The following is a 12,090-nucleotide window of genomic DNA, read 5'->3' on the forward strand; positions in this document are numbered from 1 at the left end:
AGTAAGGTGTCCGGAAGACTACCGGTTTGATAGGTTGGGGGTGTAAGCGGGTAACGCCCGTTGAGCTGACCAATACTAATACACCGAGGCCTTAACCTCATAAAATCCTTATTGACCTGATTTTGGGTCATATTTGAGCCGAAAGGGCGAAACACTCGGTCCAGTCTTCTCAACGTATTAATATACGTCATCGAAGCCTGCCCCTTCGAGTTTCATCCCTTTCCATCTCAAATCTAACCCAAAATCACGAGATGTGATAAAATAGGGCGTCAAATCAAAAAGCAATGCACAGGCGAAGAGATTTGCGAGTTTTTGCAAGTTTATAGAGCGAGTCAAGCGAAGGCGTATATGAATACGTTGAGCGCAGGCGAGCGAAGATGAACGCAGCAAAAACAGCAAAGATCGAAGCCTATAGAACATACAAGTTTCTGGTGGTAACAGAGGAGGGGACACACCCGGTCCCATGCCGAACCCGGCAGTTAAGCCCTCCATCGCCGATGGTACTACGAAGGGTATTCGTGGGAGAGTAGGTCGCTGCCAGAATTACATTAAGAAAAAAGCTCCGTGCATACGCACGGGGCTTTTTTCTTGCTAAGCTGCCAGAGATATTCTACCCACTTCAAAACGGCGCCGAGGAATCCAGGTATCTTGTCGGCGCTGCCAGAAAGACCCTGATAGAGAACATAACCAAGGCCGCAAAGGCCAATGGTATAGAGATAACAGCAATAGAACCTGCCCAGATAGCACTGGAAAGGGCAGTAACTCCGATAACACCTGTCTCTGATGCCTCAGTCTTTATATATGCGGGCAAGACGAGGTCTGTCCTTATTTTTTCCTGGAAGGGCAACGGTATTTTTTATCGCACTATGTCCATCGGCTTTACAGGAATTTCTTTTGTGGACGAATCCTTTAATGAACAGTTGAACGCTGAATATAACGCATTTGCGAGGGAGGTCCACTCTTCCCTGCAGTTCGCCCTTTCCCAGATAAGGGGATTCAAGCCGGACATGTTCTTTCTCTTTGGTCCCGGGGCAACTCAGGATCTCTGCGAATTCCTCAAGGAATCTCTCTCCATACCTGAAATAATGGTCTCCGACCCTATTTCGATCCACGGCCTCGATTTTGACAGCAGCGCCGGTTCGTGGGACATCCCTATAGGACTTGCGCTGAGGTAGCGGCCATGGTCGTTAAACTGGATCTGAGGCTTCCGGGAAAAGAGACCAGGGAAGAGCGCGAATCGGGCCTTAAACACCTGCTGCTCTTCGCAGCCGTGTTCCTCTTTGCGATCGCCTCCACCCTGGTTTTTATGATCGGAGGGTGGCAGCTCTACTCCCTCAGGAGCCAGAGGCTTGAACTCAATGAGGGAGTCCTCTCCAATACAGAGAAGATCGCCATAATGGACAAGGAACTTGGAAGGATAACCGGGGAGATGACAAAGCTCGAGTCAACGCTCGACTATCTGCTCTCAGACATCCCGTCTGTCGAACTATTGACTTCCCTTGCAAGGATAATACCTGCGGATATCAATGTGGAGTTCCTCTCTCTGACTTCATCGAGGCTTACCCTTTCAGGTACCGGCAAAAACGAGGAACAGATACTTCTGTTCGCAAATGACCTGAATGAAGCACACTTTGCCAAAGGTGTTTCCGTTCCGGTGATCAGTCCCGGCACAAGGAACGGGGTAAGCGTCAGAACGTTCAAACTCGAATGCACTCTCCTGCCCCTTGATCAGATCATAGCCGCAGGGCGCCTGACAGAGATCAAAAAGACGGACAGCGACAAAGAGGAAGAGACGTTATGACCAGGGTCGATTTTGAAGATCTTACAAAAAAACAGATCGCGGTCGCTGTACTGGCTGTCGTTGTGATCATGACCGTACAAATCTACTTTATTAGGCACATAAGAAACACAAGGGCGGGAATCGAAGAAGCTGTGAGGGAGAACCAGCTTACAGAAAGGATCTTTAAGGCAAAGACAGACGCAGTTTCGAGATATAAGACAGGCTTCAACATAGACAACGCATCCGCGCCTACAGAAGTCGAATCAGCGACCAGGTTCTACTCCGTTCTGATAAATCTTCTGCAGATGACCGGTTTTGAAGACGCAGTCGTTGTGAAGGTGAATGAGAGCAAAGATGCGGTAAGCTTCAAGGTGAGCGGGGAAGCGGCGTATTTCTCGCTGCTGGATCTGTTTTCCTCTTTCAGGCAAAGCTCCCATTTGATGAGAGTGCTGAACCTCGAGCTGACAGGACTGACGGACGGTTATGTTTCCTACTCCTATACGATAGAATGCAGGATAGCATCTGTTTCCGAACCGCCTAAAACTGAGAAGCAGAATAACTGAAGAGGCTGATCACGATGGATCTATCTTTGATCAAGACAAAACTGAACAGGTCAAAATTTTTTTCAAGCATAAGGATCCCTGTCTCTCCCGAAGAAAAGAAGGAGCTTTTGCATTTCCTTTTGCTCTTTCTCCTTTTTTCGGCGGCGGCAGTTACAAGCGTGGGAAACTTTTGGTGGCTCAATACTTCAAAGGATGAGGTGAATATCAGACAGATGCCGCAAATGCCTGCAGGAAGCGAAATAAACGCAAGGCTGAGCGCATTTGCACGAAAATATGACGTATTCATGAAATACCGTAATGATAGCAGACAACTTGTGGAATTAGCTGAAGCAGTTGGCAGATATCCTGTAGCGTTACTGCCCAAGCCAGTTGCGCAGGAGTTTGCGGTCCCTGAGTTTGCACCGCAGGTAAGGATAAAGGCACTGGTAGTTATGGGCAACGGTGGAGTGGCGACACTGGATATTGAGAACGAAGCACCGGGCTTGATAGTAAGAGAGGGTACCACGTTCGGCGGAGGAAAGGGTAAAATAACAGCTATAGATCCCAAAGGGGTGAGTTGGACATGGGCAAACAAAAAATATCGCACAGACCTGTAAGGGCACTTTTACTGACGCTTGCTCTTCCGGTCATGTCGGCGGCACTTTTCCTGACGTTTTTCTTCGTCAGCCCTGCCGGAGCTGTAACAACTACAGCAAGATCGGGAGAACTCACCTCTATAATCGAAGGGATGAATGTAAAACAGGTAGGGAGCACTCAGGTAATGCTGGAACTCAGGGGCACTTCGATGAGCCTGCCTGTGCAGGGACCGACTACAGGCAGCGCAATAACACTCATATGGAGAGACATCCGTTTTCCCAGAAATACAGACAAGAAGGACTGGTGGGACGAATACGGATGGGATGTGCTCAGAATAAAGGAGAAAGAGAGCGAAGAGTGGTATCAGGATTATGAATACAACCTTGTCCAGAGGATCAGAGTAGTATCAAATGATCAGCAGGGACTTACGATGAGCGTTGTGGGTGAAAAACCTCTCGTGCTCAAAAAAATTGCCGGAATGCCGGGAGCAGACAGGATCATGCTGACTTTGGAAACTGTAACAGATATCGTTCCGCCGGCGCCGCCCAAGCCCCGTGCCCCTGTCCAGGGAGATCCCCTCGGCATGTATTCGCCCGTGACGCTTGAACTGAGGGACATCTCCGTCAGGGAGGTCTTCCGGATGCTTGCTGACCTTCACAAGCTGAATCTGGTCATTGACAGTTCTGTGCCTGACAACCTCATGACATTCTCATTCAGGAATGCAAAGTTCAGCGAAGTATTTGCATATATGCTCAGGATGAACGACCTGACGTACGCCCTGATGGGCAACACTCTGGTCGTAGGTACCGCTGAGAGCATCGGAAAGACGCTGGGAAAGAACATAACAAAAGAATATAAGGTCGCATACGGAGATATCACAAAGTTGCCGGCGATAATAATGGGGCTTGTGACTCTCCCCAAACCTCCCGTTGTTGATGAACGGCTGAGGGCCCTCTATGTTACCGGCACTGCGGAACAGCATATAGAAGTTGAATCGCTGATGAACAGGATAGATCACCCCGGAAAACAGGTGATGCTCGAAGCCAGGCTGATAGAGATCAACGACGGGGCCCAGCAGGAGATCGAGACTCTCATTTCCTCTGTCTACAAAGGCTGGCTCTTCACATATGGGGCACAGGGGCTGACATCTGAGTACACGTACGCTAATGACCTTGTGAAAATCAAACCTAACGTTAACCCTACAGGTACGACTACACAGGGCGAGATGCCTATCTTAGGAACTGACTCGACGATGCCTGTAAACGTAGTCGACCCTACTATGAAAATGCTGGATGCGGGACTGAGAGCGATGGAGTCGGACAACAAGGGCAAGATCCTTGCTAATCCTTCCGTGGTAGCGCTTGACGGACAGAAGGCTTCAATAAAACTGACCCATAACTACCTCTACCAGTCAGGACTTGACGAAAGCGGCAATCCCGAGTTCACTGAGCAGGAAACCGGTCCTACTCTGGATATCACTCCGACCATTGGAAGGGACGGTTTTGTAACGCTGAAGCTGAAGATATCCACCGGAGAGATCGTTCAGTTCAGGGACAGCGGCATTTCAGAGGTCCCTGAAACTACCAAGCGCGAAGTGGACACTCAAATAAGAGTCAGGAACGGTGAGCTTTTTGTCATAGGGGGCCTTTATCAGGAAAATAAGACCAAGGGAGTGACAAGAGTCCCGATCCTTGGTTATATACCCCTGATCGGAGAACTTTTTAAAAGCAAAACTGACAAGCACTCCAAGTCTGAAATGGCCTTTATCGTAATGCCGCATATATTGGATGTGCCTACAGGGTCTGCCGAGATCTTCGACATGCCCGGCAAGAGCCTGATACAGTAACAAAGGTCAAGACTGACCGATGAACTGAATATCTCTTTCGGAACGGGGGAGAGCCATGAAACCGATAAGGACACTTAAGCTTGGAGAACTTCTTGTAAACGCGGGGGCGATATCACCCGCCAACCTTCAGGCTGCACTTGGCGAGCAGAAGGTCTCCCACATGCGTCTTGGGGAAGTGCTTATCAAAAACGGCTATCTCACAGAGATGCACCTTGCCGAGGCACTGAGCGCACAGCTTGACATACCCTTTATCTCGCTGGTGAAAGAGAGGCCCAACCAGAATGCCCTCTCTATGATCCCTGAAAACGTTGCCGCAAGGCTCAACGTCATACCGCTCTCCCTCACATACGACGGCAGGATCACTGTAGCTATGTCCGATCCCATGGACACCCTCGCTATAGATGAGATAAACATGCTCACCAACAGGGAAGTTGACATCAGGATCGCTACCGCAAGCGACATAAACAAGGCCCTCTCGACATACTACAGGGTCCAGTCCAGCGTGGAAGATGCCGTACAGGACGTCATGAAGCAGACAGCGAGCATTTCAGGAACGACGCCGATCATGCCCCAGATGGCGCCTCAGGACATCGCTACCGTCAACACGGAAGATGCCCCCGTTGTACGCCTTGTAAACAGCATACTTGAACAGTCAGTCAAGGAGAAGGCCTCCGACATACATATCGAGCCGACTGATTCAATTACAAACGTAAGGATGAGGATCGACGGTACGCTGTTTTTGACGACGGAGATCCCGAAGAACCTACATGCCCCGCTGATCGCGAGGATCAAGATACTCTCGGGGATGGACATAGCTGAAAAGAGACGCCCCCAGGACGGAAGGATACTTATCAAAGTCGGCGGCAAAAAGATGGACATGCGTGTATCGACCCTTCCTTCGATCTTCGGGGAAAAGGCGGTGCTTCGTCTCCTCGACCAGGACAACGAACACATCGGTATAGAGAAACTGGGTTTTGAACATGGCCAGGCTGAAAAGCTGAGGCAGGTAATAACTGCCCCGCACGGGATCATACTTGTAACTGGGCCTACGGGAAGCGGCAAATCGACCACTCTCTATTCTCTCCTTGAACTTATCAACAAGCCTGAAGTGAACATTATTACGATAGAAGATCCTGTTGAATACACGATACCCGGACTCACGCAGGTCCAGATAAACGAAAAGATCGACGTTACCTTCGGCAGCGCTCTGAGGTCGATACTGAGACAGGACCCGGACAAGCTGATGGTGGGTGAAATAAGGGACCAGGAGACGGCGCACCTTGCCGTGAGGGTCGCACTTACGGGGCACCTTGTGCTGAGCACGCTCCACACCAATGACGCGCCGGCATCTATCAACAGGCTGGTGGACATGGGGATCCCCAATTTCCTGATAGCCTCTTCGATCCGGTGCATAGTGGCCCAGAGGCTTGTAAGGAAGCTGTGCCCGAACTGCAAAAAAGAGATGAACGTCACCCAGGAGATGGCCAAAGAGATAAAGATGCCGGAAGGGGCAAAGATATACGCCCCGGTAGGCTGCGCTTCATGCCGGTTCACAGGATACAGCGGAAGGACAGTAATCGGAGAAATAATGGTTATCGACACAGAACTCAGAGATATGATAAACAACGCAAGGCCGCAGCATGAGATAAAGGACTACGCCGTGAACAACGGCATGGATACCCTGCGCGATATAGCGAGGAAAAAGGTGCTCGACGGCACTATCAGCGTGGAAGAGATGCTTATAACAACGATGTTCGACTGACATCAGACCGGAGGCTGTGTAATTTGGCTATTTTTGACATAAATAATCTTCTGCTTGATGGTGTAATGAGCAGTGCAAGCGACATCCACATATGTTCGGGAGCAAAACCTGCATTAAGGATAAACGGAGTCCTGGTGAGGCGCCCATATTCCGATTCTGTAACTTCGGCAGACATGGACAATGTAATGAACACCCTGCTTTCCCCGGACCAGCTCCAGAAGTTCAAGGACGAGAGAGAGTTCGACTTCAGCTTCAACTTCTCAAGCGGACCTGATTTTAACCAGCGCTTCAGAGGGAACTTTTCTTATGAACGCGGCAATCCTGTCCTTGCACTAAGGATAATAACCCCGATCATCAGGACGGTGAAACAGTTGATGCTTCCTGATGAAGTGAGGAACATCGCACACAAAAACAACGGCCTCTTCATAGTCACGGGACCTACGGGCTCGGGAAAATCAACGACACTGGCGGCCGTCATCCAGGAGATAAACCTTACCCGCCCGGCCCACATAATCACGATAGAAGACCCCATTGAATACATATACAACTCTGCCGAATCGATGATCCACCAGCGTGAGGTGGGAAGCGATACAAAGAGCTTCTCGGAGGCATTGAGGAGGGCGATGAGACAGGACCCGGACGTTATCATGATCGGTGAGCTCCGGGACCTTGAAACGATCTCCGCAGCTGTAACCGCAGCTGAAACGGGACATCTCGTGCTGACTACGCTTCACACACCGGATGCTCCCCAGAGCATCGACAGGATAATCGACGTTTTCCCCCCGGGACAGCAGCAGCAGATCAGGATACAGCTCTCTTCCATCCTCATCGGGATACTCTCGCAGCAGCTTGTGCCCCTTGTGACGGAGACAGGCAGGATGGTCGCCACAGAGCTTCTTGTAGCAAACAATGCGGTCAAGAACTACATCAGGGAGGCCAAGACCTCTCAGATAAAGAATGCGATACAGACAGGTTCGGCGCTTGGCATGCACACCATGGATCAGGATCTTGCGAGGATGTATCGGGAAGGTCTCATAAGCAGAAAAAATGCTATTGCTTATGCTTATGATATAAAAGATCTGGAAAGATTTATGGGAGATTGACTTCAAATAAGGGAAGTATCCTTGCGGGGGCTCTGGCGGCATGTTTTATAGCCGTCATAGCTTCTTTTTGTATCGCTGCGACACTCCGGAGCAGCGTTATGATTTTTACTTCCGCAAAAGAATGCCTTGAGATCGAAAGTACCAGGAGATCGGTTTTGTCCACGCTCTATTCTGGCAGTATCCCAAACAGTTCTGACTACCATAATGTCCATGTGGTTTTTGAAGGACTCTCTTCCGACGATAAACTCATTATCATACGCATAGAAAAAGACGGCTTCCTGAAAGTGAGGAGATCATATGTGGTATGGCCAAAGGAGGAGTGGCAGCAGTAGGGGATTCTCCTTGCCGGAAATACTCGTAGGCATTACATTGATGCTTATGATCACATTCCCGCTGCTCCCGGCCTTGAAGGCCTCAGCAGACAAAACAGTTTCATATTTCGATTACATGAGGGCGCATGTCAGAACATCAAGGACAAAAGCGATCCTCAAATCGCCTGTTTTTTATTGCGGCCTCGGGATGCCGGTCAGCCCTTCGAAATATAAGCGATCATTCGGCAGCCAGAAATTCGACCCCTTCAGATGGGAGGGACCGATCGGCGTCTGCAAGGGACCAAGCGGACTCGATAAGAGTGAACTGAGGATATCATACTCGAGAAAAGGCAGCACAAAAGCAGCAGATGCTGTTGAGAGCAATCTCGATGAAGCCAGGTTCATGCTTCATAAATTTCCTGAACCCAATGAACTCGGGGAGAGCTTCTCGGACAACTCTCCCGACATAAGGAACTGGGTCTTTTTTCCATCCTCTGTCCCGCCGGCAACTCCATTCTGTGTGACCGGTCTCAGTGGGAAGGAAATTACCGTGAAGAACAGCATGGATGCCTCTTTCAGCATCTGCAGGGGCGACAGGGTACACCACCTGAGGGCATTGAGGGTGTATGTCCTGAACGACTGCCTCTATACCAAGGATTTCAGGTCTCCCGGCGATCAGCCGCGAGTACCGGGCATAATGGACATCCGATTTGATGTTGATGTGCCGAAGAAGACCGTCGCTGTATATATACTTGCGAGGGGAGACAAGCTTTACGACTCTCCACAGGAAATTTCAGGAAAAGAGAAATGGCCGGAAGAATATATTGGGTACTGGATCGAAAGAGGATCCAGGTACAGGCTTTTCGCCTCTAAAACAGTCTGGCATCTTCCAAACCTTAAGGAATACGAACTCTTATGCGAATGAAAAATTTCAGGAAAAAAGGTACGATCTTAGTCTCGTTGCTCGCATACAGCTGTATGGGAATGACGATAGTCCTCTCCCTTCTCGCAGTATCATGCAGGTATTCTGCTTCCGCCAAATGGGAAGAACAGCTTCTGAAGAGGGAAAACGCAGCACTGCAGGCTGAAGCTCTCATGAGGAGCTGGTTCAGGGTCTCTGCAGAAGGCGGAAAGATCGCAGCCCCGTCAGAATTTACACTGGACGTAGAACCTCTTGACGATCCATACCTGGAGATACCCGACGGGATCCTGAACGTGCTGAACGGTAAAGAGAAAGATGTTACCGTTCAGGCCGAGATAATCGATCAGAATTACAGCGACTCATTTTTACCGGAAGCGGAAAGGCTGGAGATCCCAAGGGGGACTCCAGCGAAATTGCTGCTGATGAAGGACGGAGCGAGTCCGGACGTATGCATTGCCAAAAGGTACTGCATACGCATAAAGGCGCTCCATCGAACTCTGGAGGAGACCCCGCTTGTCCTTACGGAAAGTGTTGTCGTTATATGCGGATCTGCCGGAGATCTGCACGCGATAACGTTGTACACAAACAAACAATAGCGGATAAAGACAAACTGCCTTTTTTTATGCTATGATAATGCGGCGTATCCATGATGGATGAGTACGCAAGATGTTTTGTGAAAGAGTACGGGGAGGTTTTTAAATGGCACAAATTGTGGACACAAGCGATTTTCGTCCGGGGCTCAAGATCAAATGGGAAGGCGGTATGTGGGTCATTCTTGAATGCTCCCATCATAAGATGGGAAGGGGAGGCGCTATTGTAAGGGGCAAACTCCGCAACCTCGAGACCGGTTCCTCAGTTGATCAGTCTTTTAAGTCGGGAGAACGCTTTGAAAGGATAATCTTTGACGAAAGACCGGCCCAGTACCAGTACAAGGACGGAGACAGCTATGTCTTTATGGATATGGAATCGTATGATCAGGTCTACCTTTCCGAAGACATGCTCGGAGATGCGGTAAAATACCTGATAGACGACCTTGAGGTAAATTTCGACATGTATGAAGGCCGCGTTATGGGTATAGAGCTCCCGAACTCGGTCGCAATGCAGATAACGGATACACCTCCCGGATTCAAGGGAGATACGGCTTCAGGCGGGGGCAAGCCTGCGACTACAGAGACAGGTCTTGTCATAACGGTTCCGTTCTTTGTCGAGAACGGCGAGACGGTCCTTGTAGACACCAGGACAGGTGAATACCTGGAAAGAGCAAAGAAATCATAAGGGGAGGGATCCTAATGAGCGCACGGGAAAAGATAGCTTACCTAAGAGGATTGATCGACGGGCAGAAAGTAGCGGACACGCCTGAGAAAGAAAAGTTTTTTGCTGCGTTGGTAGATGCCCTTGACTCTTTGGCTGAGGCAATGGAGGATCACGAAGAGGTCCATCAGGAGCTCAACGACTACCTCGAACAGCTTGACGAGGATGTGAGCGAGCTTGAGGACGATCTCGACGCACTTCTTGAAGAAGAGTACGAAGATGAGTGCGAAGACGATTACGAGGATTTCGACGAGGAAGAGTACGCCTCAGTGACTTGTCCCGAATGCGGCAAGGATTTCTATTATGAGCCGGCTGCCTATGACGAAGACGAGGATCTCCTCTGTCCGCACTGCGGAAAGCCGTTCAAGCATCCGGAAGATTAACGCGCCGGAAGTCGATATCGATCCGTCAGTGTCACACCAAGTTTTAAAAGGAGGAATAACCGCATGGTCGCGAACAACAAAGAGGACTTCGTGATAAGCGAATCCGGAGAAAACGAGGAGATCGGTGTAGGGACCACTATCGATCAGTCAAACCTGGAAGGCAAGATCCGCATTTCTGAGGACGTCATAGCCCAGCTTGCTACAAAGGCTCTGAACAGCGTTGAAGGTGTAACTCCGGCAAATCCCGGCCTTATGGCTAACCTGCGCCTTGGAAGGAAGACTGTCAATGGTGTAAGGATCTCCATATCCGACGGTGAAACACCGGAGATAGTAGTTGATGCATATATAGCGGTAAAGTATGGCCTGCGCATCCCCGATGTCTGCTGGGATGTCCAGGAGGCCGTCAAGGAGCAGATAGAACGCTTTACAGGCTACTCGATCAAAGGTGTAAACGTATACGTGCAGGGAGTCACATTCGGAGAGAAAAAAGAACACTCCGCTCCGGAAGCAGAGGCCGCGTACAGCACATTCAGCGAAGAGGCCTGATCTGATCGAATTTACAGGAGAAGGCCGGTTTCCTGAAAAAGAAACCGGCCTTCTCGATCAAGAGGTGAAAAAGGATGCTTTTCTTATGGACTACTACCAAACTTGGCAAGATATGGCTCGACGGCGATTCTATCAGGCAGATCGTCTCAAAAAGGCTGCCCGAAGGTTATTACTGTCAGGAGATATCATTTATAGGCGACCAGAACCTTCTGAATATCTACATAACTCTGCCTGAGGGCGGAAATGATGAAGAAAAGGCAAGGCTGGAAAAAAAATACACAGACATCTTTACCAAGTCGGGAATGACGGTCCATATCAACTGGATCAGCATAGCGCCTCAGGACAACCCGAAGATCAATCCGGTATGGACCATGCCGCTGTTCTGGGCCGGAGCAGCCGCGGGCCTGACCGCTCTTGTCCATCTCGGTCTGAAGGGTATACTTTGGTCCCTGTTTGCCGCTATCATCGGCTACGGGATATCCTGGATACTGCTTACCGAGGACGGCAAAAAACAGGTTTCTGCACTGATGCAGCAATTCAGGAGATGATATCAGGAAATGTCGTCCAGATCCCAATTGCGGCACAGATCGCGTGAAATAGCGCTCCAGCTCATTTATCAGCTTGATGTCAGACCATCTGCGAATATTGATGAAGCCATAGAGCTTTACCCTTCTGAAGATGAGCCGGAAGGGGTCTTTGATTATGCCTGTGAACTTGTCAGAGGCGTAATGGATAACATGGACGCGATCTCGGATCTTCTGAGGGAAAATATAATCGGATGGAGACCCGAAAGAATGGTCGCAGTCGACAAGGTGGCCATTTCTCTTGCCCTTTATGAGGGGATAATATCAAAAAAAGTGCCTGTCGCAGTATCAATATCTGAAGCTGTGGAACTGGCAAAAGTTTTCGGCACAGAAGAATCAGGCCGCTTCGTTAACGGAGTTCTCGGCAGAATAGTAAGGAAGGAAGAGTCCCTCCCTAACTGAA

Annotated in this window: 15 protein-coding genes and 2 rRNA genes; all 17 read left to right on the forward strand. The window is 49.7% G+C overall.

Annotated elements, in window-relative coordinates; translation table 11 throughout:
• Nucleotides 1–99 (forward strand): 23S ribosomal RNA (locus tag OLM33_06190); the annotation flags it as partial.
• A gap of 328 nt (nt 100–427) precedes the next feature.
• A 5S ribosomal RNA gene (rrf, locus tag OLM33_06195) occupies nt 428–543 on the forward strand.
• A 323-nt stretch (nt 544–866) separates the two neighbouring features.
• Nucleotides 867–1,175, forward strand: coding sequence for a hypothetical protein (locus tag OLM33_06200; protein MCW1713261.1), 309 nt, complete (start codon nt 867–869; stop codon nt 1,173–1,175).
• 5 nt (nt 1,176–1,180) lie between these two features.
• Nucleotides 1,181–1,801, forward strand: coding sequence for a PilN domain-containing protein (locus OLM33_06205; GenBank protein ID MCW1713262.1), 621 nt, complete (start codon nt 1,181–1,183; stop codon nt 1,799–1,801).
• Nucleotides 1,798–2,343, forward strand: a complete 546-nt coding sequence (locus OLM33_06210; protein ID MCW1713263.1) for a hypothetical protein — start codon at nt 1,798–1,800, stop codon at nt 2,341–2,343. Before OLM33_06205 ends, OLM33_06210 begins: the two co-directional genes overlap by 4 nt.
• A 14-nt stretch (nt 2,344–2,357) precedes the next feature.
• Nucleotides 2,358–2,939, forward strand: a complete 582-nt coding sequence (locus tag OLM33_06215; protein ID MCW1713264.1) for a hypothetical protein — start codon at nt 2,358–2,360, stop codon at nt 2,937–2,939.
• Nucleotides 2,906–4,765: a type II and III secretion system protein gene (locus tag OLM33_06220; protein ID MCW1713265.1), complete on the forward strand. Its 1,860-nt coding sequence runs from the start codon at nt 2,906–2,908 to the stop codon at nt 4,763–4,765. Before OLM33_06215 ends, OLM33_06220 begins: the two co-directional genes overlap by 34 nt.
• Before the next feature lie 55 nt (nt 4,766–4,820).
• A complete protein-coding gene (locus OLM33_06225) occupies nt 4,821–6,527 on the forward strand; it encodes an ATPase, T2SS/T4P/T4SS family (GenBank protein MCW1713266.1) in 1,707 nt (568 codons plus the stop codon).
• Between the two features lie 23 nt (nt 6,528–6,550).
• Complete coding sequence (locus tag OLM33_06230) at nt 6,551–7,630, forward strand: type IV pilus twitching motility protein PilT (GenBank protein ID MCW1713267.1); 1,080 nt, start codon at nt 6,551–6,553, stop codon at nt 7,628–7,630.
• Nucleotides 7,627–7,962 carry a hypothetical protein gene (locus OLM33_06235; GenBank protein ID MCW1713268.1) on the forward strand — a complete coding sequence of 112 codons (336 nt, stop codon included), beginning with the start codon at nt 7,627–7,629 and terminating at the stop codon, nt 7,960–7,962. The genes OLM33_06230 and OLM33_06235 overlap by 4 nt, the downstream gene beginning before the upstream one ends.
• A gap of 40 nt (nt 7,963–8,002) precedes the next feature.
• Entirely contained in the window at nt 8,003–8,866 is an 864-nt protein-coding gene (locus tag OLM33_06240; GenBank protein MCW1713269.1) for a hypothetical protein, read from the forward strand.
• Entirely contained in the window at nt 8,863–9,459 is a 597-nt protein-coding gene (locus OLM33_06245; protein MCW1713270.1) for a hypothetical protein, read from the forward strand. The genes OLM33_06240 and OLM33_06245 overlap by 4 nt, the downstream gene beginning before the upstream one ends.
• A 103-nt stretch (nt 9,460–9,562) precedes the next feature.
• Nucleotides 9,563–10,138, forward strand: a complete 576-nt coding sequence (gene efp, locus OLM33_06250) for an elongation factor P (protein ID MCW1713271.1) — start codon at nt 9,563–9,565, stop codon at nt 10,136–10,138.
• Nucleotides 10,139–10,152: 14 nt separating this feature from the next.
• Nucleotides 10,153–10,557, forward strand: coding sequence for a hypothetical protein (locus OLM33_06255; protein MCW1713272.1), 405 nt, complete (start codon nt 10,153–10,155; stop codon nt 10,555–10,557).
• A 63-nt stretch (nt 10,558–10,620) separates the two neighbouring features.
• Nucleotides 10,621–11,103, forward strand: coding sequence for an Asp23/Gls24 family envelope stress response protein (locus OLM33_06260; protein MCW1713273.1), 483 nt, complete (start codon nt 10,621–10,623; stop codon nt 11,101–11,103).
• 74 nt (nt 11,104–11,177) lie between these two features.
• Nucleotides 11,178–11,651: a hypothetical protein gene (locus OLM33_06265; GenBank protein MCW1713274.1), complete on the forward strand. Its 474-nt coding sequence runs from the start codon at nt 11,178–11,180 to the stop codon at nt 11,649–11,651.
• 9 nt (nt 11,652–11,660) lie between these two features.
• Nucleotides 11,661–12,089 (forward strand): transcription antitermination factor NusB, encoded by a 429-nt coding sequence (gene nusB / locus OLM33_06270; GenBank protein ID MCW1713275.1) that lies wholly within the window; start codon nt 11,661–11,663, stop codon nt 12,087–12,089.
• Nucleotide 12,090 lies beyond the last annotated feature (1 nt).

This window comes from Synergistaceae bacterium DZ-S4 (assembly GCA_025943965.1).
In the GTDB taxonomy this organism is placed as follows: Bacteria; Synergistota; Synergistia; order Synergistales; family Synergistaceae; genus Caenicola; species Caenicola nitritireducens.